Annotated in this window: 18 protein-coding genes; 9 read left to right on the top strand and 9 right to left on the bottom strand. The window is 63.4% G+C overall.

The window, feature by feature from the left end:
- Nucleotides 1–148 precede the first annotated feature (148 nt).
- From QMZ26_RS02295 to QMZ26_RS02270, 6 genes are read right to left on the bottom strand one after another with little or no spacing between them, the layout of a single operon-like run.
- Nucleotides 149–1,135 (bottom strand): glycosyltransferase, encoded by a 987-nt coding sequence (locus tag QMZ26_RS02295; protein ID WP_283220437.1) that lies wholly within the window; start codon nucleotides 1,133–1,135, stop codon nucleotides 149–151.
- The gene (locus QMZ26_RS02290; RefSeq protein WP_283220436.1) at nucleotides 1,132–2,439 is read right to left on the bottom strand and encodes a polysaccharide biosynthesis C-terminal domain-containing protein; all 1,308 of its coding nucleotides are present in this window, start codon (nucleotides 2,437–2,439) and stop codon (nucleotides 1,132–1,134) included. The genes QMZ26_RS02295 and QMZ26_RS02290 overlap by 4 nt, the downstream gene beginning before the upstream one ends.
- 2 nt (nucleotides 2,440–2,441) lie before the next feature.
- On the bottom strand, nucleotides 2,442–3,452 hold the full coding sequence (gene murB / locus QMZ26_RS02285; RefSeq protein WP_283220435.1) for a UDP-N-acetylmuramate dehydrogenase: 1,011 nt from the start codon (nucleotides 3,450–3,452) through the stop codon (nucleotides 2,442–2,444).
- A 5-nt stretch (nucleotides 3,453–3,457) separates the two neighbouring features.
- A complete protein-coding gene (locus QMZ26_RS02280) occupies nucleotides 3,458–4,759 on the bottom strand; it encodes a UDP-N-acetylglucosamine 1-carboxyvinyltransferase (RefSeq protein WP_283220434.1) in 1,302 nt (433 codons plus the stop codon).
- 30 nt (nucleotides 4,760–4,789) lie between these two features.
- Nucleotides 4,790–5,557 carry a WecB/TagA/CpsF family glycosyltransferase gene (locus QMZ26_RS02275; protein WP_283220433.1) on the bottom strand — a complete coding sequence of 256 codons (768 nt, stop codon included), beginning with the start codon at nucleotides 5,555–5,557 and terminating at the stop codon, nucleotides 4,790–4,792.
- On the bottom strand, nucleotides 5,557–6,723 hold the full coding sequence (locus QMZ26_RS02270) for a nucleotide sugar dehydrogenase (RefSeq protein ID WP_283220432.1): 1,167 nt from the start codon (nucleotides 6,721–6,723) through the stop codon (nucleotides 5,557–5,559). Before QMZ26_RS02270 ends, QMZ26_RS02275 begins: the two co-directional genes overlap by 1 nt.
- 494 nt (nucleotides 6,724–7,217) lie before the next feature.
- On the opposite strand from QMZ26_RS02270, the gene QMZ26_RS02265 reads away from it, so the two are divergent.
- The 4 genes from QMZ26_RS02265 (at nucleotide 7,218) to QMZ26_RS02250 (ending at nucleotide 13,339) form a co-directional block, all read left to right on the top strand.
- Nucleotides 7,218–9,443, top strand: coding sequence for a polysaccharide biosynthesis tyrosine autokinase (locus QMZ26_RS02265; protein ID WP_283220431.1), 2,226 nt, complete (start codon nucleotides 7,218–7,220; stop codon nucleotides 9,441–9,443).
- Between the two features lie 111 nt (nucleotides 9,444–9,554).
- A complete protein-coding gene (galE, locus tag QMZ26_RS02260; protein ID WP_283220430.1) occupies nucleotides 9,555–10,544 on the top strand; it encodes a UDP-glucose 4-epimerase GalE in 990 nt (329 codons plus the stop codon).
- A gap of 113 nt (nucleotides 10,545–10,657) precedes the next feature.
- Nucleotides 10,658–11,551 carry a 4-hydroxybenzoate octaprenyltransferase gene (ubiA, locus tag QMZ26_RS02255; RefSeq protein ID WP_108759117.1) on the top strand — a complete coding sequence of 298 codons (894 nt, stop codon included), beginning with the start codon at nucleotides 10,658–10,660 and terminating at the stop codon, nucleotides 11,549–11,551.
- Nucleotides 11,552–11,914: 363 nt separating this feature from the next.
- Nucleotides 11,915–13,339, top strand: coding sequence for a TIGR00366 family protein (locus QMZ26_RS02250; protein ID WP_174208707.1), 1,425 nt, complete (start codon nucleotides 11,915–11,917; stop codon nucleotides 13,337–13,339).
- A 136-nt stretch (nucleotides 13,340–13,475) separates the two neighbouring features.
- Here the strand turns inward: QMZ26_RS02250 and QMZ26_RS02245 are convergent, their stop codons facing one another.
- Nucleotides 13,476–15,140 carry an AMP-binding protein gene (locus tag QMZ26_RS02245; protein ID WP_283220429.1) on the bottom strand — a complete coding sequence of 555 codons (1,665 nt, stop codon included), beginning with the start codon at nucleotides 15,138–15,140 and terminating at the stop codon, nucleotides 13,476–13,478.
- A 306-nt stretch (nucleotides 15,141–15,446) separates the two neighbouring features.
- Between QMZ26_RS02245 and QMZ26_RS02240 the strand changes: the two genes are divergently transcribed.
- The gene (locus QMZ26_RS02240; protein WP_174208706.1) at nucleotides 15,447–15,596 is read left to right on the top strand and encodes a hypothetical protein; all 150 of its coding nucleotides are present in this window, start codon (nucleotides 15,447–15,449) and stop codon (nucleotides 15,594–15,596) included.
- Nucleotides 15,597–15,666: 70 nt separating this feature from the next.
- Here QMZ26_RS02240 and QMZ26_RS02235 read toward each other — a convergent pair whose 3' ends face one another.
- Complete coding sequence (locus tag QMZ26_RS02235) at nucleotides 15,667–16,290, bottom strand: YiiX/YebB-like N1pC/P60 family cysteine hydrolase (RefSeq protein ID WP_283220428.1); 624 nt, start codon at nucleotides 16,288–16,290, stop codon at nucleotides 15,667–15,669.
- 143 nt (nucleotides 16,291–16,433) lie between these two features.
- Here QMZ26_RS02235 and QMZ26_RS02230 point away from each other — a divergent pair, with 143 nt between their 5' ends.
- Nucleotides 16,434–18,263, top strand: a complete 1,830-nt coding sequence (locus QMZ26_RS02230; RefSeq protein ID WP_283220487.1) for a M3 family metallopeptidase — start codon at nucleotides 16,434–16,436, stop codon at nucleotides 18,261–18,263.
- 47 nt (nucleotides 18,264–18,310) lie between these two features.
- Nucleotides 18,311–19,666 carry a TPM domain-containing protein gene (locus QMZ26_RS02225; RefSeq protein WP_283220427.1) on the top strand — a complete coding sequence of 452 codons (1,356 nt, stop codon included), beginning with the start codon at nucleotides 18,311–18,313 and terminating at the stop codon, nucleotides 19,664–19,666.
- A 51-nt stretch (nucleotides 19,667–19,717) separates the two neighbouring features.
- Here the strand turns inward: QMZ26_RS02225 and QMZ26_RS02220 are convergent, their stop codons facing one another.
- A complete protein-coding gene (locus tag QMZ26_RS02220) occupies nucleotides 19,718–20,386 on the bottom strand; it encodes a VOC family protein (RefSeq protein WP_283220426.1) in 669 nt (222 codons plus the stop codon).
- Nucleotides 20,387–20,575: 189 nt separating this feature from the next.
- Between QMZ26_RS02220 and QMZ26_RS02215 the strand changes: the two genes are divergently transcribed.
- On the top strand, nucleotides 20,576–22,984 hold the full coding sequence (locus tag QMZ26_RS02215) for a TonB-dependent receptor (RefSeq protein WP_283220425.1): 2,409 nt from the start codon (nucleotides 20,576–20,578) through the stop codon (nucleotides 22,982–22,984).
- The gene (locus QMZ26_RS02210) at nucleotides 22,984–24,282 is read left to right on the top strand and encodes an aminotransferase class V-fold PLP-dependent enzyme (protein ID WP_283220424.1); all 1,299 of its coding nucleotides are present in this window, start codon (nucleotides 22,984–22,986) and stop codon (nucleotides 24,280–24,282) included. Before QMZ26_RS02215 ends, QMZ26_RS02210 begins: the two co-directional genes overlap by 1 nt.
- Nucleotides 24,283–24,365: the final 83 nt, after the last annotated feature.

The following is a 24,365-nucleotide window of genomic DNA, read 5'->3' as shown; positions in this document are numbered from 1 at the left end:
CGTTTCCGCAGCGCGTCTCTCGAAATTCACTGATAAAGCTCAGAATGGGGAGAGGGCAGCTCCGTAGGGAGTGATCTCGCAGGCGCGTTTTGATCTTCTCAGGATGTGACTTGCGGGCACATCAGTGTGCACGGAGACTGGGCGCAGTCTAACGGCCGCTCACGCGACTGGGTAGCCTCGCCACGATGGAGTTGATCGTCCTCAGGATAGCCTTTGGAATTCCAGGCGTAAGCTGCTCCGAAAGCTTCTCGGCTTCTTGAGTCGCGCCGAAGATGGTCGAACGCAGCACCGCCTTAAGGAGAATTCGTTGAAGCTCCGGATCGTCTCCCTGAACGAACTCGCCAGGACCCACTTCACCAAGGCGCGCAATTGCAGCGCCGAGCTCGGGCTCGCTCATTAGAGCAAATCTCCGTGCGAGAATGGTGAATCTAGCTTGGAGCGGGAATTTCTTTGGATGATAGGATGCGCCGTCAAAACGAACACTCCTTTCGTAAAGAAATTCCTTTACAGTATGGAGTCTAGATATCTTTGCTATTCTCAACCAGAGATCATAATCCTGGCAGAAGGTAAATGCGCTGCGGTAGCCACCTGCGGCTTCGTATACTGACCGCCTGATCATGACCTCGCCGTGAGAGAATACATTTCCTTTCATCAGTGATTCAAAGTCAACACCATTGGCATCGGGGCGGCGCGGGTACCGGCGGCCGTTCGTCTCCACCACGTTGGTGTACCAGCTGCCGACTGCACCTATATCGGGATCGCTTCTGAGTGCCGAAACCTGACGTTCGATTCGGCGCGGCAGGGATATGTCGCCAGATCCTTGGACGCAAATGAATTCGGAATCCGACGCTGCAATGGCGTCGATCATTCCCTGAGTAAACCCCTTGTTCGATTCGTGGATGAGAACCTTGAATCGTGGATCGGCAAGCTCGTCCCTAAGTGCTATTAATCGATCTCCAGTTCCGTCGGTTGAGCAATCATCAAAGGCGATCAGTTCGATGTCTTGATGTGACTGGTTGAGAATGGAAAGGATCGTCTCATCAACACAATGGACGCGGTTGTAGTATCCCGTCAGTACTGAGACCGTCGCCGGGCGTATGCCGGGAGAGGTGCAGGCGTCGTCTGATTGAGTCATTTCGATTTTGCGATCCTGTTCTTGATCCTAAGATACGTTTCTTTTATGTCCGATGACTTCGGAAACAGGAAGTCACCGAAGGTCGATCCGTAGGCGCGGCCGAAGCTGAAGACGTAAAGTGCAAATATGGTTGCTTGCCCCGCAGCGATTGATGTGGCAGCGCCAACCAAGTCGAATTTTGGAATAAGCAGGATTGAGGCAAGAAGGGTTACAGCAAGCCCGATGACAATTGCCGGCGTTCCGAACAAAGGACGACCTCTTCCGGCTACGGCTGGATAAATCACCTTGTTTGCTGAAGCAATTCCCAGAGACAATGAAAGGACGAGCATTGCCGGGCCCGCCCCCCGATAGGAGCTCCCAGCCAGTATGGTTACCACGCTTTCTGAGAATGGCGCAACTGCAAAGCCCGCGATGGTAAAGGCCCAGAACACCAGGCGGGAAAGCTTGCTGGTCTGATCCGCAAAGGTTTTCTTGTCAGTAGATACTTCTCTGACGGACGACGAGAATGCAACGATGCCGACCGCAGCTGCCACTTCAAGCAATAACTCATTGGCGCGCAATGCGGCAAAAAACAAGCCGGTTAGATTTGCCCCGTGATAGTGTTCCAGCAGGAACATGCTTAATCGCGACATTCCGAGAATCAGGAACAGATTGATGGCGAAGACTCCGCCAAAACCAATCATCCGAAATATCTTCTTCGCCGGAGGTATTGATATGCCGTTGACACCCCTTGAGACACTGAAGAGAAGCAGGGGAGCAGTTACTACGAAGCCCAAAGCATATGCCGACATCGCAATTGGTAGTGACATGAACCCGGCAGCGGCGAAGAAAACGCAGGCCACGGCAAGGATCACCCGGGGCGAAGTCTCGGATAGGCTAAAGGACCGGATATCGCCTTTTGCCAGAGGTATTCCCTGGAGTATGGTCACGAGTAGACTGCCTGAGGTCGCCAGGACAATCGAGGCTTTGAGCAGGATCGGGGTTCCGGTAGGCAGGGCATCTCCGTAGAGCAGCAGTACGCCGGCACTAGAGGCAGCGGCCAGAACGGGAAAGAGCACTAGCGACGTAGCCAGGCTCTGACCTTGGCTGACTTCCCCGCTCCCTTGCTGATAGGCCACTGACTGGCGTAGACCAAGACTGCCAAGAGTTACGGCAAGGGCTATCGCACTGGTGACTAGTCCGAACCAGCCAAACTCTTCGACCGTCAGGAATCTCGCCAGGATGAGGAAGGAAAGAAACTGGGCCGCGCGAACGAACCCGCGTGCAAACACGACGGTGGCTACATCTCTGAAAGTCGAAGACATGGCTATGCTGATTCGACTTCGCGGAAATAGATCTGCTGAGCACTGATGTGGGCGGCCCTCAGTTCCCCAGTTGGAGAAAGGTGTCTTACTTCGCAATCCATCTCATATCCGGTGCGCTGTCTCACGGTCTCTCGGATGTGTCCGATCAACCAGAGAACATCGACGCAAGTTGCGCCGCCATCGTTGACAATGAAATTGGCATGGAGCGTCGACACGACAGCGCCCCCCTTCCGAAGGCCCTTCAATCCACTCTGTTCAATCGCAAGGCCTGGTGGCCCAATGTGCTCGTACATTGAAGGGTTTGACAAGAAAGTTGATCCGCAATTTGGCAGCTTCTGCGGAAACTTTCTGCGCCTGTCTCTTACAATGGCGAGCATCTCGGCTCGCGACTCGTTACGCAGACGAGGCTTTAGTTCCAGTTCAACCTCCAGCACCACTACGCGTCGACTCTGGAGTGAGGATGTGCGGTAAGCAAAGCCGCACTGCCGCTGATCCATTCGGAATAGTTCTCCGCTTTCGTCAGCGCAAAGGACTTCTGTGACACTAGCGCCCACTCCCTTGCGCTGACTGCCTCCGTTCATAACCACTAGGCCGCCTAGAGTTCCTGGTATTCCTGTGGTGTGCTCAAGCCCACCGAGACCGGCATCACTCGTTGCCAAGGCGAGCTTGGGCACCCATATTCCTGCCTGCGACCAGACTCTGGTTCCCTCCACTCGCATGGCCGAAAGATTTCGTCCAATCCGCATAACGACGCCAGCAAAGCCGGCATCGTCGAAAAGCGTGTTTGAAGAGTCACCCATGACAAAGAATGGCTCAGGCCTTCCGGCCATGATCGCCATTACACGCGCTGCAGCTGCGACAGACGTCGGCTCGACATAAATCGCTGCGTTGCCACCAATCTTCCATCTGGATATCGTGGCCAGAGAGACATTGCGAGACACCTGATTAGGAAGCTCGGTCGACAGCAGCTCAGCCAGCCGATCAATTTCCTGCGAGCCGGGTTTTACGGACATTGGGTTCAGTCTTCGTGTATGGAGATTCGAGCGCCGAGCTGCGACAGCTTTCCGCTCAGGTCGTTGTAGCCTCGGAGTGCCATCTGGACATTGAGAATCTTTGACTGGCCATCGGCACAGAGCGCCGCGATGACTGCGGCCATACTGCCTCGAAGATCGGTTGAATCTGCAACGCCGGCCTTGAATCGTGCAGGTCCCTTCACGGTGATCCTTCCACGTTCAGCAGCAAGATGATCCCCATCAACCAGTTTGGCCAGCTCGCTGACGAAAGCGATTCGCTCGGGATAGCGATAATCGAAAATTCGAGAAGTGCCAGATGCTGCAAGTCCGAGCATGACGTAGAAAGCCTGCATGTCAGAAATGACGCCTGGGTGTGCGCCGCATGCAAGTTCAAAGGGCTGAACCAGCCCAGAGCGAAGACAATCCGGGGTTACATGGATGGATTGCGAATTCTTCAGCAGATCTACACCAGCATGCTCGATGTGAAGAAGGGGAACTTGCATGGGGGAGAAGGGCACTTGATCAATGGTGACTTCTCCCTTGGCAAGAATCGCATAGACAACCCAGGTTAGTGCTTCGATTCGATCCGTCATGACGGGCATGCGAGCACCAGAGAGCTTTCCGGCTCTGCCATCAATCACAATATGACTAGTGCCGGAAACTGTGATTTCTGCGCCCATGCGACGCAGGAGGGCAATCAGATCTTCGATTTCTGGGGTTATATATGCGTTGTGAACTTCTGTCCGACCATCCGCGACGCTTGCGCAGAGAAGCGCGTTCTCAGTTCCACCAACGGTGCTGATTGGGAAATTGATCGCTCCTCCCTTGAACCCATCAGGAGCGGAGATCTCGATGTGGTCCTCGCGCTCGGTCACATTGGCGCCGAGATTTCGCCACACCATCATGTGCAGATCATAGCCTCGGCCGCCGCCGCTTCCGCCGCCAATCGGACACCCACCCGGATACGGCACGCGAGCAAGACCTGATCGGATGACCTGACCTGCCGCAAGAAGATAGGTAGTGCGAATTGGTACGTCGAACTCGTCCCTGCTCAGCAGTTTGGCACGCAGTGCCGAGGCCTGGATGGTCAAATGCTCCGATTCATGATCAACGCGGATGTCCGCGCCGAGGGTCTGGCAGAACTGAATCTTGTGTCCTACGTCAACGAGCCTGGTCGGGAAGTTCGAAAGCTCTACGGTGTCATCCGAGAGCAGGGCAGCTGCCAGTAGCCGAGTTGCGGAATTCTTGGCTCCACTAACACGCACACGTCCCTTCGGTGTTGCTCCGCCTTCGATTATTGCGTACATGAATGTCCTATAAGTTAATCTTGAAAATACTCATTTTGCGCTGTGATCTGTTAGTGCAATCCACAGTGCATGAGGGGATGTGATTGCGTAGCGCCAGAACAGCTTGCGTGGCTCCGTCGCCATTCGATAAAGCCATTCCATGTTCAGCTTTTGCATCCATGCAGGTGCACGGCCATAATCCCCTGTTATGTAGTTGTAGCAGCCACCGCAGGTGATCACCCAGCGGACGTTAAGCTTGTGCCGCCAACGGATGCAAAAAGCCTGCTCCTTTGGCTTGCCAAGGCCTACCCAAAGTATCGAAGCCCCACTTTCGTTGATTTGCTCAACGATGTGCTCTTCGTCATCACTGTTGAAGAATCCGTTGCGGCGCCCTGATATTTTCAGTCGTGGGTACTGCTCTTGAAGGATGTTGACGCACTGTTCGTTTACCCTTTCCTCGCCCCCCAGTAGATAGAATCCATGAGAGGTCTCGCTGAACGAGGCCGCAAAGTCGTGGATCATATCGGTAGTGGCGCTGCGCTCAGGAATCTTTGGCAATCCAAGGTGCTTGGAAAGGGTGACAAGGAAGCCACCATCCGCGTGAACTATGTCAGCCTGGCTGACCGCGTCTCGGTAGCTGTGGTCGGTTCTCGCGAGTGACAGTGCATGCCCATTCACGTCGAATACCAGCTGCGGTCGAACGTCTCTTGAACAGTCCTCAAGAGCTCTCTCGACTAGCTCCTTGCGGGACAGGCAGTCGACTGAGAACATGCCAAAGCGGGCCTTGGGTTTCACGGGAGGCTTGATATCGTTATTCATCAGTCGCACCGGAAAATGTCGCGCGTATAGACCTTCGCGGCGACGTCTTCGAGCTCGTCGGTCATCCGGTTCGCCACGATGATATCCGCGGACTTCTTGAACTCCGCGATATCATTTACAACCCGAGAGCTGTAAAAATCTCCATCCGAGAGTACTGGCTCGTACACGATGACTTGAATTCCCTTTGCCTTGATCCGCTTCATGATCCCTTGAATTGCAGATGCTCTAAAGTTGTCCGACCCTGCTTTCATTACGAGACGGTAGAGGCCTACAGTTTTGGGGTTCAGCTTAATAACCGCGTCGGCAATGAAATCCTTGCGAGTGCGGTTGGATTCAACAATCGCGTGAATCAAATTCTGCGGGACGTCGCGGTAGTTGGCTAGAAGCTGCTTGGTGTCCTTCGGCAGGCAGTAGCCTCCGTAGCCGAAGGACGGGTTGTTATAGTGCCCGCCAATGCGCGGATCTAGGCTGACGCCTTCAATTATCTGGCGAGTGTCCAGGTCATGTGAGCTGGCATATGTATCCAGTTCGTTGAAGTAGGCGACGCGCATGGCTAGGTAGGTGTTGGCAAAAAGCTTGATTGCTTCCGCTTCAGTGGAGTCGGTGAAGAGAGTCGGAATCTCCGACTTGATCGCACCCTCTTTCAGGAGTTCCGCGAACTGTGTTGCGCGAGCCGAACGCTCTCCGACAATGATGCGGCTGGGATAGAGGTTGTCGTGCAGCGCCTTCCCTTCCCGAAGAAACTCAGGGGAAAAGATGATGTTGTTCGTCAGAAATCTCGACTTGAGTTCTGCGGTACAGCCGACCGGGATCGTCGACTTTATTATCATTACCGCATCAGGATTTATTTCTGTGACATCCCGGATCACGGACTCAACTGAAGTCGTGTCAAAATAATTGGTCTGCGGATCGTAATCCGTTGGTGTTGCGATGATGACAAATCGAGCATCGGCGTATGCTTCGTTTTTATCCAGCGTGGCAGCTAGTTTCAGTGGCTTGCTTTCGAGGAACTGCTCTATGTCAGAGTCCTCAATCGGCGCCTTGCGTGCATTCAAGAGATCGACGCGCTTCGCGTCAATGTCCAGGGCGACGACGTCATGATTCTGTGCCAAAAGCACCGCATTGGACAGGCCGACGTAACCCGTTCCGACCACAGCAATTTTCATTTCTACATCCTTATGTCACGGTTCCCGACACCTCTCGCGTCACTAATGAAGCGGAGAGACGTGAGTTGGCGTTGCGCGCGCCCTGGGCAACAGCCACAACCGGGTCCTGATTTTGAGCTGGAGGGCGCTTGGCCTACGCAGGTCGGTGAGTAAAACGAGCAAAGGTCGAATCCTACTACAGTGTGGGCCGTTCCACGTCGTCCAAGTTCGCAACTCCGGCGAATGAGCCACCATCCATCCCCAGCGTGAGCTACTTCACGAAGCCGCTCCCTCGCCCAGATCAAGCCCTCATCGCATGAAAACACCAAAAGTGAGACGGGCATCACATATTGAGCAGGCATCCGCCATGTTGGTGACGGTTCGTCAAACGCCATCAATCGGGTAAGCTGATAGGCTGGCACCCGTTTTCCGCCCTGTTGGTGTCAACTCAGCGCGAACTCGATCAGTTGAAAGGCGCTGTGCGCCGCAGTTCTCTTTATTGTGAAGTGGAAACGATGACAAAGCAGACGGAAGCCCGTGTAGTCAAGGATGATGAGATCGACCTCCGGGAGATTTTTGGCACTGTTCTTGATCGAAAGTGGCTGATCGCAGTAGTTACGGGCCTATTCTTCGTGATTAGCTGCATCTACGCCCTGATCGCAACTCCCGTGTACCAGGCTCAGTCAATGGTGCAGGTTGAGTCCAAGGTCCCAGGCATCCCGGGTCTGTCCGAGCTCACCTCCCTTGGTGTTGGCGGGGCAACCCCTGCCGCCACGACGGAGGTTGCGTTGCTCACGTCAAGGAGTGTCATTGGCACCGCTGTCGATGAGCTTCATTTGGACATCAGTGTCGCTCCGTACCGATTTCCACTGATCGGTGGTTACTTCGCACGTCGCTTCAAGCCCGATGTCGCGGATGCTCCGGCTCCAGCCAAGTTCGGTGCAGAGAGTTACGGTTGGGGCGGGGAGAGTCTTCAGATTCAGCGCCTTGAGGTCCCACCCGCGCTGCTGAATCAGGAACTGACCCTGCGAACTGGCGTCGGAAGTACCTTCGTTCTCGAGGACGATGAGGGTGCTGCTCTGGTCAAGGGGGTGGCCGGCCAGCGCGCCGAGGGTTCTGGGATCATCATCGAAGTCGCGAGTCTGACGGCGAATCCCGGCACGCGTTTTGCGGTGACCAAGCTTCGTCGATTGGATGTCATCGCTGGCTTGCAGGAAGCAGTGGCGGTCGCGGAACAGGGTAAAGACTCTGGCATCCTCAAAGTCACTTACGAGAGCGAAGATCCCCAGCTTGCTGAGCTGATCGTTCAGCGTATTGCGCAGGCATACGTGCGGCAGAATGTAGATCGGGGATCGGCCGAAGCTGCGGCGCAGTTGCAGTTTGTAAAGGAACAGTTGCCAGTTGTACGGAAACAGGTGGAGGAAGCCCAAGCCGCGATGACGAGCTATCAGTCGCGCGCTAATTCTGTTGACATCACCATGCAGACCAAGGGGCTCCTGGATCAGGAAGTCGCCGTGGAAGCCAGCATTCAGACCTTGCGCCTGAAGCAGGCGGAGATGGATCGCAGCTTCACCCGCGAACACCCGGCTTACCGTGCGCTGCTCAAGCAGATTGGTGATCTGGAAGGCCGCAAGGCTGGCTTCCAGCGCCAGGTCGGCCAGCTGCCGGACACCCAGCAGGAACTGCTTCGCCTGACCCGTGATCTTCAGGTCAGCAACGAGCTCTACACCGCGCTGCTCAATCAGGCGCAGCAGCTGGACGTTGCCCGTGCCGGCACCGTCGGTAACGTGCGCATCGTTGATCCGGCAGTCGTGGATACGGCTAACCCGGTCAAGCCGCGCAAGGCCCTGATCGTAGCCATCGCCACGCTCCTCGGCGGCTTCCTCTCGGTCGCCTTCGTCTTCCTCCAGCGCATGCTCAACCCGGGCATCGAAGACCCGGCGGATATCGAGGCCCTGGGCCTGCCGGTCTACGCCGCCATCCCGCTCAGCGTGTCCAACACCCTGCCCAAGCTGCGCAAGGGCAAGCACGGTACGCGCGTGGTGGCCGACGGTCGCCAGCACCTGCTGGCGGTGACCGCCCCGGCCGATCCGACCGTGGAAGCGCTGCGCAGCCTGCGTACCAGCCTGCACTTCGCCATGCTGGAAGCGAAGAACAACATCCTGACCATCTCGGGCCCGCGCCCGGGCGTGGGCAAGACCTTCGTGTCGACCAACCTGGCCGCGGTCATCGCGCAGGCGGGCCAGCGCGTGCTGGTCATCGACGCCGACATGCGCAAGGGCACCCTGCACAAGATCCTGGGTGTGTCGCACCAGAAGGGCCTGTCGGACGTGCTGGGTGGCAAGCTCAGCGTCGACGAGGTGATCCATCCGGTGTCCGGCCTGGACAACATGCACTACATGGTGCGCGGTGACATTCCGCCGAACCCGGCCGAGCTGCTGATGCACCCGCGCTTCGCGCAGCTGCTGCAGGACATGTCCGGGAAGTACGACCTGGTGATCGTCGATACGCCGCCGATCCTGGCCGTGACCGATCCGGCGCTGGTCGCCACCCATGCTGGCTCGAGCCTGCTGGTCACCCGTTTCGGCGTGAACCAGGCCAAGGAAATCGAGCTGACCCTGCAGCGCTTCGAGCAGAACGGCGTGCAGATCAAGGGTGCGATCTTCAACGCGGTCGAGAAGCGCGCCACGGGCTATTACAGCTACGGCTATTACGAGTACAAGTCTGACGGCAAGGAGTAATTTCCTGCTATTGATGGCGTGTAGAGGATCGGCATGAAGATGCCGATCCTCAGTCCATTCCAGGGGTAGGATGCTCCAGGCATTCTTCCCTTCAGGTCAGGGAAGATCCCCATGCATGACGTTCTCATATGCGGCGGTGCGGGCTACATCGGCAGCCACATGGCCCAGTACTTGTCCGAGCAGGGCCATCGGGTAACCGTATTCGACAACCTGTCCACGGGGCACCGCGGCGCCGTGGCGTGGGGAGAGCTGGTAGAGGGGGACTTGCTGGATGCTGCAGCCCTTCAACGGCTGTTTGCTGGTAGGCACTTCGATGCGGTTATGCACTTCGCTGCCCGGTCGCTGGTGGGCGAGTCGGTACGTGACCCCTATGCTTACTACACCAACAATGTCACCGGCACGGTGAATCTGCTGGAGGCAATGCGAACTCACGAGGTGGAGCGCATTGTGTTTTCCTCCACGGCGGCGATCTTTGGCGAGCCATGCTCGGCGCTGATTGACGAAGACCATCCCAAGCAGCCCATCAACCCCTACGGGGCGAGCAAACTGATGGCCGAGCGCATCTTGGCGGATGCTGCTGCAGCCTACGGTCTGCGCTCGGTATGCCTGCGGTACTTCAACGCCGCAGGGGCATTGCCCCAGCACGGCATCGGTGAGGCGCATGCCTGCGAGACTCACCTGATCCCCAATGTGCTGCGCTCGGCCCTGGGGCAGGGCGGGCGGCTCAAGGTGTTTGGCAGCGACTACGAAACACCGGATGGAACCTGCGTGCGGGACTACGTGCATGTGCAGGACCTGGCCCAGGCCCATGCGCTGGCGATGGATTACATGGACGCACAGCCTGGTGCCCATGCGTTCAATCTTGGCAACGGGCAAGGTTTTTCCGTGCTCGACGTGATCAAGACGGCTGAGGCTGTATCTGGTCTGCGGGTGCCCTACGACGCTGCTGAGCGGCGGGTCGGTGATCCCGCGCGGCTGGTGGCTTCGAGTGAGCGCGCGCGCAGGGTGCTGGGGTGGCAGCCCGTATGGACAGAGTTGGCGCCGATCATTGAGAGCGCTTGGCGCTGGCACAACGCGCCAGCAGCGTGGGGCAAGGTCTGAGTTCAGCGCCACGGCGGGCCATGACACCGGGGCCCGGTGCGCGCAGGCGCATCGGGCCCTGTCTTTTCCAGACCCGCGCCGCCGTCCCTCCAGCGCAGGAGTATCCTATCGCCATGGCTGACACCCCTCTTTCCGCACCGCATCCGGCGCCGACGCCGCGCTGGCGTCACTACTGGTCCCTGATGCGCGCCGATCGCCCGATCGGCACCCTGCTGCTGTTGTGGCCCACCTGGTGGGCGCTGTGGCTGGCCGCTGGCGGCCTGCCGCCGCTGTGGACCCTGTTCGTGTTCACCGCGGGCGTCTGGCTCACCCGTTCTGCCGGCTGCGTCATCAACGATTACGCCGACCGCTGGCTGGACCCGCACGTGGAGCGCACCAAGGCGCGCCCGCTGGCCACCGGGGCGATCAGCGGCCGTGCGGCGCTGGCGTTGTTCGCCGTGCTGATGCTGGTGGCCTTCGGTCTGGTGCTCACCCTGAACGGGCTGACGATCGGCCTGAGCTTCATCGGCGTGTTCCTGGCCGCCAGCTACCCCTACCTGAAGCGCTACACGCACCTGCCGCAGGTCTACCTGGGCATGTCTTTCGGCTGGGGCATCCCGATGGCCTTCGCCGCCGTGCAGGGCGAAGTGCCGATGCTGGGCTGGCTGCTGTACGCGGGCAACATCCTGTGGTCCACCGCGTATGACACCTGGTACGCCATGGTCGACCGCGAGGACGACCTGAAGATGGGCTCGCACTCCACCGCCATCCTGTTTGGTGAGCTGGACCTGGTCATCCAGGGCGTGCTGTACGCGCTGTTCCTGGCCACGATGGCCCTGGTGGGCGTGCGTGGCGGGATGGGCGGGTACTACCTGGCTGGCGTGGCGGTGGCCACGGTGCTGGTGGTGTACGAATTCTGGATCTGCCGCAACCGCGAGCGCGGGCCGTGCTTCAAGGCCTTCCTGCACAACAACTGGGTAGGCGCGGCGCTGTTTGCCGGCATCGCCGTGGACCTGGCGCTGCGCTGACCCCCGGGTCTGGTAGAGCCGGCCGCTGGCCGGCTGCGCACGTGCGCGATCGCGGGGTTGCCGGCCAGCGGCCGGCACTACCTCCTTCCGCGACGTGCGACCCATAGATGGTAGAGCCGGCCGCTGGCCGGCTGCGCGCGTGCGCGATCGCGGGATTGCCGGCCAGCGGCCGGCACTACCCCCTTCCGCGACGTGCGACCCATGGATGGTAGAGCCGGCCGCTGGCCGGCTGCGCACGTGCGCGATCGCGGGGTTGCCGGCGAGCGGCCGGCACTACCCCCTCTGCCACCTACGACCAATAGGTGGCTGACAGCCCGCACCTCACCGCCCAGAATCGGCCCATCGAACCTGGGAGGGTAGGCGATGGCCTCGACGGCAGCAGTACAGGATGGCTGGATGGCGCGCGCGGCGCTGCGTTCGGCCGCCTGGGCGGAAAAGTGGTTCCCCGATGCGTACGTGTTCGCGGTGCTGGGCGTGGTCATCGTCGCGGTGGCGGCGATGGGCTTCGGCTCGACCCCGCAGGCCACGGCCAGCGCCTTCGGCGACGGCTTCTGGAGCCTGATCCCCTTCACCATGCAGATGGCCTTCGTGGTCATCGGCGGCTATGCGCTGGCCACGGCGCCGGTGGTGGCGCGCTTCATTGATTTCCTCGCGCGGGTGCCGCGCACCGGCCGCGGTGCCGTGGTCTACGTCGGCCTCGTCAGCATGTTGGCCTCGCTGCTCAGCTGGGGTTTCTCGCTGGTATTCGGCGGCCTGCTGGTGCGCGCGCTCGCCCGCCGCACCGAGCTGCGCATGGATTACCGCGCCGCCGGTGCCTCGGCCTACCTGGGGCTGGGCGCGGTGTGGGCGATGGGGCTGAGCTCGTCGGCCGCACAGCTGCAGGCCAACCCGGCCAGCATGCCGCCCGGCCTGGTGGAAATCACCGGCGTGCTGCCTTTCACCGAGACCATCTTCCTGTGGCAGTCGATCGCGCTGACCGCGGTGCTGATCCTGGTCTCGCTGCTGATTGCCTGGCTGACCGCGCCGGCCGCTGGCAGTGCACGTACCGCCGAAGATTTCCCCGGCGCCGCGCAGGCCGAGCCGGAGCCGCTGCAGCAGCGCACGCGCCCGGGTGAATGGCTCGAGTACAGCCCGCTGCTGACCGTGCTGCTCTCGCTGCTGGCCTTCGGCTGGCTGTTCAACGAGTTCGCCAACAAGCCGGTGGTCACTGCCATCGCCAACCTCAACACCTACAACTTCCTGTTCATTTCGCTCGGCCTGCTGCTGCACTGGCGCCCGCGCAGCTTCCTCAACGCGGTGGCCAAGGCGGTGCCCAGCACCACCGGCGTGCTCATCCAGTTCCCGCTGTACGGCGGCATCGCGATGATCCTCACCCATGCGGCCGGCGGCGACGGGCAGACCCTGGCGCATCGCCTGTCCAGCCTGTTCGTGCACGTGGCCAGCACCGATACCTTCGCCCTGGTGATGGGCGTCTACTCGGCGGTGCTGGGCTTCTTCGTGCCCTCTGGCGGTGGCAAGTGGATCATCGAAGCGCCGTATGTGATGCAGGCGGCCAACGAACTGAAGGCGCACCTGGGCTGGGCGGTGCAGGTCTACAACGCGGCCGAGGCCCTGCCGAACCTGATCAACCCGTTCTGGATGCTGCCGCTGCTGGGCGTGCTGGGACTGAAGGCCCGCGACATCGTCGGCTTCACCTTCATCCAGCTGCTGGTGCACATTCCGCTGGTGCTGGGCCTGCTGTGGCTGCTGGGCATGACCCTGACCTACGTGCCGCCGGTGATGCCTTAGCGCCTGTGGGGTTGTAGAGCCGAGCCCACGCTCGGCTGCCTGCAACGGCCAGCCGAGCACAGGCTCGGCTCTACAGGAACCAGCCGAGCATAGGCTCGGCTCTACAGGAACCCGCCGGGCACGGCTCGGCTCTACATCAGCCGGCTGCGGCCTGTTTCTCGATCTCTGCCTTGCGCAGCAGGAACCGCTGCACCTTGCCGCTGGGCGTCTTCGGAACCTGCGCCACGAACTCCACCTGGCGCGGGTAGGCATGCGCGGACAGGCGATGGCGCACATGCTGCTGCAGCGCGTGCGCCAGCGCATCGCTGCCCTCGAATCCGTCGCGCAGGATCACGAACGCTTTGACGATCTCGGTCCGCTCCGGGTCGGGTACGCCGATCACTGCCACTTCGGCCACGGACGGATGCTCCATCAGCGCGCTCTCCACATCGAACGGGCCTATGCGGTAGCCGGACGACGTGATGAGGTCGTCGGAGCGGCCAATGAAGCTGATCGAACCGTCGTCCTCGCATTCCACTGAATCGCCGGTGCGGTAGTAGCCATCGGCGATGGCCGGGGTCTCCGCCCGGTAGTAGCCGGTGAACCACATGATCGGTGACTGCTTCAGGTCCACCGCGAGGATGCCGGGCGTGCGCGGTGGCAGTTCATGGCCGTGTTCATCCAGCACGGCCACGCGGTAACCCGGCATCGCAAAGCCCGACGACCCCGGGCGCACGCGGTGGGCCAGCGCATGGTGGTTGTTCACCACCATGCCGGTCTCGGTCTGCCCGTAGTGGTCCAGCACGGTGGTCTGCAGGTGCTCGGCAAACCAGCGGGCAATCTCCGGATTCAGCGGTTCGCCGGCACTGCTGACCACGCGCAGCTGGCCCTTGATGCCGGCACTGGCCTGGGGGCCGGCGGCGATGATCTGCCGGTACGCGGTGGGCGAGCCGGCCAGGTTGGTCACTCCCAGCTGGCCGATGATGGTGTTCAGGCCGTGCACGCTGAAGCCGGCTTCGCTGAAGGTGGTGGCGTGGCCCAGCAGCAGCGGGCCGATCACCGCGTAGTACAGGCCGTAGGCCCAGCCGGGATCGGCGATGTTCCAGAACACGTCGTCGGCGCGCAGGTCCACGGCCAGTTCCATGTAGCTGGCAAAGGCCATCATCGCGCGCAGCGGCACGGGCACGCCCTTGGGGCTGCCGGTGGTGCCGGAGGTCGACAGCAGGGCCATCAGCGCATCGCCGGGCAGCAGCACCGGCTCCAGCGTCGGCGCGGCCGCCACCGTGGCCGCACGCCAGTCGATATCACCGTCGCGCAGTGCATGGCCGGGGGCGAGCACCGTGGCCACCGGCGGGCAGGCATCGAGTTCGTCCAGCTTGCTGCGCTGTGCGCTGTCGGTCACCAGCAGGCGGGTGCTGCCGGTTTTCAGGCGGCTTTCAATGGCCTTCGGGCCAAACGCGGTGAACAGCGGCTGGTACACCGCGCCCAGGCGCCAGGTGCCGAGGATGGTGGCCAGCAGGTCCGGCGTGCGCGGCAACAGGCCGGCCACCACATCGCCCGGGCCGACGCCGGCGGCACGCAGCACCTGTGCGGCGCGGGCGGCGGCATCGCGCAGGTCGTCGAAGGTGTACAGGTGCAGGGCGCCCTGCGCATCGATCCAGCGCAGGGCCAGCCGATCGCTTCCGCAGTACCGGTCGCAGCATTCCACGCAGGCGTTGATGCCCTGGTCCAGGCGCCCCTGGAAGCGGTCCTGCCACTGCGCGATATCGAAGCCGTCGCGGGCTTCATCGTAGGAAGGGCGTACTGCGGTCTGCGGGGCCATGCGCGTCTCCGGCGGGTGTCCGCCTGACCATAGCGGTGCCGCGCGCGGCTGCAAATGGGACCATGGGTGTAGGCCGTCATGCGCGCGTCACACGGGGCAAGGCCGCTGAATGCGGCTGGTGCCGGGCCGGCATGAGCACATGCACACGTCGCATGAATCCTTCAGGGGCTTGTGCCGCAAGGGGCGCGCGGTCTTTTGTGGGGCGCGTGCACGCCAGCCTAGCTGCGTTGCAACGCATGGTTAACCTTCGGCCGCAGAGGATGGCCCCGTCCACCGCATTCCGCGCGTGGCTTCGGAGACACGGACATGGCACAGCAGAACCAGCAGAACCAGAAGGGTCAGCAGAACCAGCAGGATCAGCAGCAGGGTCGCGGTCGTGACCAGCAGCAGCAACAGCAGCAGGACCAGCAGCAGAAGCGCAACCAGCAGCAGGGCAGCCAAGACGAAGAAGAATGACCCTGGCTCCCCCCAGGTCTGAACACTGAAGCCCCGCCACGTGCGGGGCTTCGCTTTTACAGCGTCCCGATCAGAGCACGCCGACCCGTTCCAGCACCGCGCTGGCGGCCATGTCGTTGGGGTTGGTGCCCGGCAGGCCTTGCGGCACGTCCATGCCCATGCCCCGGTAAAGGTCCACCCAATGCTGGGCGATCTCCCCGGTCTGCGGGTTGCGGAAATTCATCGGCTGCAGTGCGAACACATGGTGCGCGCGGAAGGCACGCTCGATGAAATCCGAACAGTAGTAGCTGTCCTCGTTCAGCACGTAGGCCGTGTTGTACGGCTTGCCCAGCATCGTGCGCGCTTTGGCGACCGCATCGGTGATCGCACCGGCCGGCGCTGCACGCAGCCGGTACACGACGATCTGCCGCTGCTTGCTGCGGGCGTCGCGCTGGAAGTCGAGCAGGGCCTGCTGCCGTGAGCCCTTCTCATCGGCATGCAGCACCTGCCAGCCGTGCGGGCCGGCAGCCACCAGGGCCACGTGGTCGAAGCTGGTCGCGCCCTGCGTGGCGGTGGCATCGTCGATGGCCGCACTCAGTCCGCTGTGCCCGGCGGTGACGAACAACAGGTCGCCCTCGCGCACCTGTTCGCCTGCGGCCAGCGCGGTCGACAGCGGGGCGAGCAGCAGGCCGAGGACCAGCAGGAAAGTGCGCATGTGAAGGCCGGACAGGTGGGGAACGGGCTAGTCTACCCCCGCCGCGGTCTGCCCATGGCGTAGAGTCGAGCCTGCTCGACTGCGGACAAGTCCAGTCGAGCAAGCTCGACTCTACAAAGGAAGCTGTCATGAACATCCGCAGGATGCGATGCATCACCGCCGCCACCGTGCTGCTGCTTGCCGCCGGCACCGCCAGCGCCAGCGCGCAGACGCTGCACGCCGACGACCGCAGCTGGTTCGCCGATGCGGCGGCCGAACAGGACGCACGCGCGAAACTTGCCACTGCCATCGCGACGCTGCGCGATGCCGGACCCGAGGATCCGGCCGCGCGCGTGCAGCAGGCTGACCGGCTGTTCGGCCAATGCCTGCGCCACCATGGCTATCTGCACCTGCAGGCCGCACGCAATGCGCGTGATGTGCGCCTGGTGCAGGCACAGGAAGGCATCGCGGACCTGTGTGGCGACGCCGCGCGCATCGCACGCAAGGCGCTGGCCAGTGCGCCGGCCGATGCGGGCTGGGTGGCCCCCTATGCCTGGCTGCGCACGCGTGCGCTGGGCACCACCGGCGGCTCTACGGCGCCGCGCGCCGCAGGCCTGGACGATGCCGTGGACGAGGTGGCCAGCCCGGCGCTGGATGCATTCGCACGCCTGCAGCGGCAGCTGTTGCAGCACGCCAGCTACCCGCGCTTCGAGCGCGATGGGCGCACGCTGGACAGCAGGGAGGACAGTACGGCCCTGGCCCAGCACCCGGATCGCGCGCTGCGCGAGGCCGGCTGGAAGGGCTACTGGCAGGGCGTGGCCTCACAGCGCGAAGCCATGGCCAGCACGCTGCTGGCGCTGGTGCAGGTCAACGATCGTGCCTCGCAGCTGCAGGGCGATGGCAGCGCACCCGAACGCAGCTACCGGCACATGGGCCTGGACACGCCTGCGGTGCTGGCCACGCTGGCCGCCGTACAGCGCCATGCGCCGCAGCGCCGCGCCTACCAGCAGGTGCTGCTGCAGCATGCCGAACGCATGGGCCTGGCCGAGCCGCAGATCTGGGATCTCAGCCTGCCCGATGCCGGCTTCGTGCCGCCGGTCCTCACCCTCGAACAGGTGCGCGACACCGCCACCGGGGCGATGCGGGGGCTGGGCCCCGAGTACGCCGCTGAAGTGCGCGCGCTGCTCGACCCTGCGCAGCAGCGCATGGACCTGGCGCAAACGCTGGGCCCGCGCACGGCCGATGCCTTTGCAGTGACAGCGCCGGGCGCGCCCGCGCTGCTGTTCGTTGGCGAGCGCCGGGGCACCCTGGAAAGCGACGTGGAGGCCGTGCATGAAGCCGGGCACGCGGCACACGGCCAATGGATGCAGCGCGGGCAGGTTTCGGCGTTCTACCGCAACGGCACCTCGTGGTTGAACGAGGCCTACGCGATCTTCAACGAACTGGAGTTCCGCGACCAGCTGTACCAGCAGGCGCAGGATCCCCGCGCCAAGGCGTACTACCTGAAGTCGCTGCTGGATGACATCGTGCTGCAGCTGTTCATCGCTTCGGAGGAAGCGCAGCTGGAGCAGTCGATCTACCAGGGCGTGGCCGCCGGCACGCTGGGTACGGCCGATGACCTCGATGCGCTGACACTGAAGGTGCTGTCCGGCTACGGGATGATGGCCGAACGCTACCCGGCGCTGGGTGCCACCTGGGAAACCAAGCGGCTGATGTACGAAGACCCGCTGTACCTGGCCAATTACCTGTTCGCCGGCCTGGTGGCGGTGCAGCTGTACGTGCAGGAACAACAGGATCCGCAGGGCTTCCGCCAGCGCTACCTGGCCGTGCTGTCCGAAGGGTTCGACCGCGCCCCGCAGGAACAGGTGGCGCAGTTGCTGGGCCACGCACCGGACTGGGCGGAACTGGTCGACGCCGACCTGCAGGTATTCGACGCACAGGTGGCGCGTCTGCAGGCACTGCATGCGCAGATCGAGCAGGGCGAGGGCGCATGAGCAGGTCGCGGAGGGTAGCGCGGAGCTGGGCCCCGGCATGGCTGCTGATGCTGTTGTGCCTTATGCCGATGGTGGTGATGGCTGCTGCTGCGGTACCTGCGCTGGATGATCCGGTGGTGGATGCTGCGGGTGCCTTGTCGGCGGATACCCACGCCACCCTGCGCGCACAGGCACTGCAGTTGCAGGCACGTACCGGCGCGCAACTGCAGGTACTGGTGGTCGACCATGTTGGCGATGAGGGCATCGAGGCCTACGCCCAGCGGGTGTTCGATCAGTGGCAGCTGGGCCGCGAAGGCGTCGATGATGGCGTGCTGCTGCTGGTGGCCGTGCAGGACCGCCGCGTGCGCATCCAGACCGGCTACGGCCTGGAGGGTGCAATTCCGGATGCATATGCTGCGCGCATCATCGACAAGGCGATCGTGCCACGCTTCCGCGATGGCGACCTCGACCAGGGGTTGCTGGATGGAACGAAGATCGTGGTTGCGCTGATCGACGGCGAAGATCTGCCAGCCTGGGAGGACCCCACGGCACGCAGCGTGCTGCCGCCGGACTGGCGCAGTGCGGATTCAGTGATCGCCCTGGCGCTGCTGGCCGGCTTCTTCGCCGGCGTGTGGCGCTCGCCACCAGCGTCCAGCGCGGCGAAGACGCCGGACGACTTCGCACGCAGGCATCGCGAGCGCCAGCGTGGACAGTCGCGTGCAGGTGCCAAGCAACGGGCGCGACCGAAGCGATTGCCGGCCTGGGGCCGCCCGATGCTGGTGACGGCCGTCGTGGCTGGCGGGATGCTGGCGGCGGTCGTGTGGGCACCGCGTTCTGCACTGGCGGCGCTCTGCATCGTGTTGGCGTTGTGCGTACCCGTGGCGAGCCTGCTCGGCTGGTGCTGGCGCCGCAGCCGGGGCCTGCGCATCGTGTTGCTGGGCATGCTCGGGGTCAGTACGGGCTTCTTCGTGGTGATGCTGCTGCGTGGCCAGTTGCCGCCCAGCCTGGCCCTGCACACGCTGCTGGATCTGGCCGTGGGCATTGCCGCGATGCTGGTGTTCTTCCTCGTACAGGCCTGCCGTGCACGCTGGCACAAGGACCGCAGCAGTTTCGGGGTGCGGTTCGCAGTGCTGGTGCTGCTGACCGCCGGCTACGCGATCTTTGCCCTGCTGGCCATTGATCGGGTCGACCCGGCAGCGCGCCTTGCGGCGACGATCGGGTGGAGTGCCGGTACGCTCGTGCTGTACTTCGCCTGGATCTTCACCATGCTGCCAGGTGAGAAAGCACGCGGGAGCGGCGGTTCATCCAGCGGCTATCGCAGCTCTACCGGCACCTCCTCGTCAAGTTCATCCTCAAGCAGCTCCAGCAGCTGGTCCGGGGGCGGTGGCCGCAGCGGTGGTGGTGGCGCGTCGGGCAGCTGGTAGGTGTCAACCTTGGTTGACACATTCCACCGACCATCCACGCATGGCGTGGATCTACTGGATCACGCGCCATCCCTGCGCGGTATCGGCAATCTCGCCGCTGCCCTGCACATCGCCCACGCGCAGCGTCAGGCCCTGCGCGTTGGGCAGGTCCTTCTGCTCGGGGAACCAGCGGCGGTCGGCGGCGACCACGATCAACAGTCCTTCGTCATCGCCCATCGGCGCGAACTGCGGCGAGGGCGTGCTGAGCGGCTGCAGCCCGAAGCGCGCGCTGGCCTCGGCGCGTACCGCATCCACGTCCGCGCTGGGCAGGCCCACTTCGCTCAGGCAGGTCAGCTCGCTGCCGTGGAACGCGCCGCTGCGTGCGCTGGCCGGCAGGCGCTTGCGGCCGATCAGCTCCAGGATCAGCCCATCGGGCCCGGTGAAGTAAACCGACTGCGACTGCCAGGTGCTCTCCAGCGCGAAGTAATCAATGCCTTCGGGATTGCGCTGCAGCGGCACGCGCTCGCGCAGCCATGCCATGGCTTCCGCGAAGCGGTTGTCCGGCACGTTGAAGGCCAGGTGCACGCCGCCCAGCGGCTGGCCATCGGCCGGTTGCAGCTCGATGGTGCTCCAGCCGATGTGCACGTGGTGGCCGACCACGCGCAGCTGCAGCACGTCGTGGAACCAGGCGGCGACGGTACCCACATCGGACACCGGCAGGGTGAGGTGTAGCAGGCGCATGATGCGGTCTCCTTGCGTGCGGGATGCTTCGATTCTATTACGCGCGTGGTAATGGCGCCGCCCTCCGCGACTTCCTCCTGTCGCGTTCACGTAACGCCCGCTTCACACATCGCGCCGAGACTGCGCGACTTGTCCAGGCCGCCTGTACAGGCGCGCCTGACCCTGTCGTGCAGTCCCGGAGTCCCCGTCGTGCAGAGCTCGTTGTTGTCGCGTTCCATCCTCCTCGCCCTTTCCATGGTCAGCGCAGGAGGCGCGATCGCAGCAGATGCCAGTACGGCAGATACCCCCGGTGGTGGCACCACCCACGCCGCGCCCACCCAGCTGGACGCCATGCTGGTCACCGGCACCCGCGCTTCCAACCGCACCCAGTTCGAAACGCTGGCGCCGGTGGATGTGTTCACCAAGGAAGACATCACGTCGGTCGATTCCACCGACCTGAAGGACGTGCTGGCACAGCTGGTGCCGTCGTTCGTGGTGCAGCGCCTGCCGATGGCCGATGGCCAGGTGTTCGTGCGGCCCGCCACCCTGCGTGGCCTGTCGCCGGACCAGACCCTGGTGCTGGTCAACGGCCGCCGCTTCCACCGCAGTGCGCTGCTGGGCAACCGTGGCGCACAGGCCGCCGACCTGGCGCAGATCCCGACCAGCGCCATCAAGCGCATCGAAGTGCTGCGCGATGGTGCCTCGGCGCAGTACGGTTCGGACGCCATCGCCGGCGTCATCAACATCATTCTTGAAGACAGCCCGGGCACCGAGATCACTGCGGGCTACTCGCAGTACGCGCAGGGCGATGGTGCCTCGCGTGATTTCAGCGCCCGCACCGGCTGGGCGCTGGGCGACTACGGCAGCCTGGCGCTGTTCGCCGAGTCGTCGAACTCCGATGCCACCTCGCGCACCCGCCAGCGCCCCGATGCCATCGCCTTCCAGGCCGCGCACCCCGATCTGGACGTGCCCAACCCCGTGCAGCGCTGGGGCCAGCCGGAACTGGAAAGCCGCCGCGTGGGCTTCAACCTGAAGGCCAATGCCAGCGATACGCTGGAGGTCTACGCCTTCGGCCTGTACAGCCACAGCGATGGCGTCAGCGATTTCAACTGGCGCAACCCGGACACCACCACCGGCGCCTACCGCACCACCAGCATCTTCCCCGGCTGGGATCTGCGTTCGCTCTATCCGGTGGGCTTCAGCCCGCAGTACGGCAACGTGCAGAACGACCTGCAGCTGGTCGGTGGCCTGCGTGGTGAGATCACGCCCAAGCTGCGCTGGGATGCCAGCGCGTCGTATGGCCGCAATGCCATCGACTACAGCCTGGACAACTCCATCAATGCCTCGCTTGGCCCGGACAGCCCGACCTCGTTCGACCTCGGCCGCCTGACCCAGACCGAGAAGAACGCCAACGTCGATTTCAACTACGAATGGGACGTGGCCGCGCTGGCCAAGCCGGTCAACGTCGCCTTCGGTGCCGAGTTCCGCCAGGAAACCTATGAAGTGCGCGCCGGCGACCCGGCCTCGTACGCGGTCGGCCCCGGCGCAGTGGCCGGCCTGGAAGCCAACTCCAACGGCGCGCCGGGCTTCTCGGCCAGCCAGGCGGGCAAGTGGGACCAGCGCAGCCATGCTGCCTATGTCGATATGGAAGTGCCGCTGGGCGAACGCTGGAGCATCGGTGCCGCCGGCCGCTATGAAGACTTCTCCAGCTTCGGCAGTACCGTGGACGGCAAGCTGTCGGCGCGCTTTGCCATCACCCCGGACGTGGCCCTCCGCGGCACGTTCTCCACCGGCTTCCGCGCGCCCACCCCGGCGCAGTTGAACACCACCAGCACCAGCCAGGGCCTGGACACGCGCACCCTGCAGATCTTCACCAGCGGCCGCCTGTCGCCGAACGATCCGCTGGCACAGCTGCTCGGTGCCAAGCCGCTCACCCCGGAAGAATCGCGCACCGCCTCGCTCGGCCTGACCTGGCGCACCGATATGGGCCTGTCCGGTTCGGTGGATGTGTACCGCATCAAGCTCACCGACCGTTTCAGCCAGTCGGCCAGCTTCGCCATTCCCGCCGGCACGCCCAATCCGCTGGGCTACACCTCGGTCAACTACTTCACCAACGATTTCGACACCACCACCAGTGGCGTGGACGTGGTCGGCAACTACCTGCGCGACCTCGGCGCCGGCCGCATGACGCTGACCCTGGCCTACAACTTCAACCGCACCCGCGTGGACAACGGCAGCACTTCGGTGGCCACCAACGAAACCCAGCGCGTGCTGTTCGAAGATCGCCTGCCGGAGCACAAGGGCAGCTTCACCGGCAGCTGGGACGTGGGCGCGTGGTCGCTGATGGCGCGCGTGCGCTACTACGGCGCGTGGACCGATTCGACCGGCAACGCGGCCGGCGACATCTACCAGCGCTTCGGTGACATGACCTTCCTCGACCTGGCCGTGGGCTACCGCATCAACGAGCACCACAGCCTGCGCGTGGGCGTGGACAACGTGTTCGACCGCTACCCGGACGAGGCGACCTTCCAGGCCAGCCGCGGCCTGATCTACTCGCGTAACGCACCCTACGACACCGACGGTGCCAACGTGTACGCGCAGTACCGGCTGACCTTCTGATGGACAGCCGCCGCCGCAACCTGCTGCGCGCCGGCACGCTGCTGCCGGCCGCCGCAGCGCTGTCTTCACTGCCTGCAATGGCTGCTGCACGCTACCCTGCGGCCATGGAAATTCCTGCAACGACCGTGGCGCCGGACGTGCTGGCCCGCGATGAAGGCTACTGGGCCGCCGTGGCCAGCCACTTCGACATCACCGATGAAGTGAACCACCTGGAAAACGGCTACTGGGGCGCGATGGGGCGGCAGACCCTGGCCAGCTACCAGCGGCACACCGCCGAGGTGAACCGTGGCAACGCCTGGTACGGGCGGCACACTTTCCCCGCCGAGTACATGGCCGTGCACCGCCAGGTGGCGGACATGCTGGGCGTGGGTGCCGACGAGATCGCGCTGACCCGTGGCGCCACCGAGGCGATGCTGGCCCTGATCGGCGGCTACAACCGCCTCGCGCCCGGCGACCAGGTGCTGTACGCCGACGTGGACTACGACAGCATGATCGGCGCCATGCGCTGGCTGCAGCAGCGCCGCGGCGTGCAGGTGGAGCGCATCGCCCTGCCGGCGGTGCCCGACCACGCGCAGATCCTGCAGGCCTACGATGCCGCCTTCGCGCGGCTGCCCAGGCTGAAGCTGGTGCTGCTGACCCAGGTCAGCCACCGCCATGGCCTGGTGCTGCCGGTGGCCGAGATTGCCGAACGTGCGCGTGCGCGCGGCATCGATGTGATCGTGGATGCCGCTCATGGCTTTGGCCAGATCGCCTACGCCGTGCCGGACCTGAAGGCCGATTTCGTGGGCATCAACCTGCACAAGTGGATCGGCGCACCGGTGGGCGTGGGCGCGATGTATGTCCGCAAGGGCCGCGTGGCCGATCTCGATCCGTACATGGGCGAGGCGGACGATGGCCGCGTCGGCAGCCGCGTGCACACCGGCACGGTGAACTTCGCGGCGTACCTGGCGCTGCCGGAAGCCATTGCCCTGCACCAGCGCATCGGCGTGGCCAACAAGCAGGCCCGCCTGCGCTACCTGCGCGAGCGCTGGACGGTGCCCGCCCGGCAGATGGCGCATCTGGAAGTGCTGTCCTCGCCTGACCCGGCACTGGCCAGCGCGCTGGCCAGCTTCCGCCTGCGCGGGCGCACCAGCGTGGCCGACAACATGGCGCTGCAGAAGCGCCTGTTGGATGAGCACCGGGTGTTCACCACGCATCGTGATGGCCTGGAATCCGGCTCCTGCGTGCGGGTCACGCCGTCGGTGTTCACCCGGCCGCAGCAGATGGATGCATTGGTGGAAGCGCTGGCCGGCATGTAGTTCTGGCAGGTGCCGACCGTTGGTCGGCATGTGGCTCTGGCAGGTGCCGACCGTTGGTCGGCATGTGGCTCTGGTAGGTGCCG

The sequence above is a fragment of the Stenotrophomonas sp. PFBMAA-4 genome, assembly GCF_030053215.1.
Classification (GTDB): Bacteria; Pseudomonadota; Gammaproteobacteria; order Xanthomonadales; family Xanthomonadaceae; genus Stenotrophomonas.
Note: the sequence above shows the minus strand (reverse complement) of the source record. Positions and strands in the feature narration are given on the sequence as shown.

What these genes read in the sequence shown, in the direction of transcription:
- QMZ26_RS02235 (WP_283220428.1), bottom strand. Translation starts at nt 16,290, where the DNA reads ATGCGCACTTTCCTGCTGGTCCTCGGCCTGCTGCTCGCCCCGCTGTCG.
- QMZ26_RS02265 (WP_283220431.1), top strand. Translation starts at nt 7,218, where the DNA reads ATGACAAAGCAGACGGAAGCCCGTGTAGTCAAGGATGATGAGATCGAC.
- QMZ26_RS02290 (WP_283220436.1), bottom strand. Translation starts at nt 2,439, where the DNA reads ATGTCTTCGACTTTCAGAGATGTAGCCACCGTCGTGTTTGCACGCGGG.
- QMZ26_RS02220 (WP_283220426.1), bottom strand. Translation starts at nt 20,386, where the DNA reads ATGCGCCTGCTACACCTCACCCTGCCGGTGTCCGATGTGGGTACCGTC.
- QMZ26_RS02275 (WP_283220433.1), bottom strand. Translation starts at nt 5,557, where the DNA reads ATGAATAACGATATCAAGCCTCCCGTGAAACCCAAGGCCCGCTTTGGC.
- QMZ26_RS02210 (WP_283220424.1), top strand. Translation starts at nt 22,984, where the DNA reads ATGGACAGCCGCCGCCGCAACCTGCTGCGCGCCGGCACGCTGCTGCCG.
- QMZ26_RS02295 (WP_283220437.1), bottom strand. Translation starts at nt 1,135, where the DNA reads ATGACTCAATCAGACGACGCCTGCACCTCTCCCGGCATACGCCCGGCG.
- QMZ26_RS02230 (WP_283220487.1), top strand. Translation starts at nt 16,434, where the DNA reads ATGCGATGCATCACCGCCGCCACCGTGCTGCTGCTTGCCGCCGGCACC.
- QMZ26_RS02245 (WP_283220429.1), bottom strand. Translation starts at nt 15,140, where the DNA reads ATGGCCCCGCAGACCGCAGTACGCCCTTCCTACGATGAAGCCCGCGAC.
- QMZ26_RS02240 (WP_174208706.1), top strand. Translation starts at nt 15,447, where the DNA reads ATGGCACAGCAGAACCAGCAGAACCAGAAGGGTCAGCAGAACCAGCAG.
- galE (WP_283220430.1), top strand. Translation starts at nt 9,555, where the DNA reads ATGCATGACGTTCTCATATGCGGCGGTGCGGGCTACATCGGCAGCCAC.
- QMZ26_RS02250 (WP_174208707.1), top strand. Translation starts at nt 11,915, where the DNA reads ATGGCCTCGACGGCAGCAGTACAGGATGGCTGGATGGCGCGCGCGGCG.
- QMZ26_RS02225 (WP_283220427.1), top strand. Translation starts at nt 18,311, where the DNA reads ATGCTGTTGTGCCTTATGCCGATGGTGGTGATGGCTGCTGCTGCGGTA.
- murB (WP_283220435.1), bottom strand. Translation starts at nt 3,452, where the DNA reads ATGTCCGTAAAACCCGGCTCGCAGGAAATTGATCGGCTGGCTGAGCTG.
- ubiA (WP_108759117.1), top strand. Translation starts at nt 10,658, where the DNA reads ATGGCTGACACCCCTCTTTCCGCACCGCATCCGGCGCCGACGCCGCGC.
- QMZ26_RS02280 (WP_283220434.1), bottom strand. Translation starts at nt 4,759, where the DNA reads ATGTACGCAATAATCGAAGGCGGAGCAACACCGAAGGGACGTGTGCGT.
- QMZ26_RS02270 (WP_283220432.1), bottom strand. Translation starts at nt 6,723, where the DNA reads ATGAAAATTGCTGTGGTCGGAACGGGTTACGTCGGCCTGTCCAATGCG.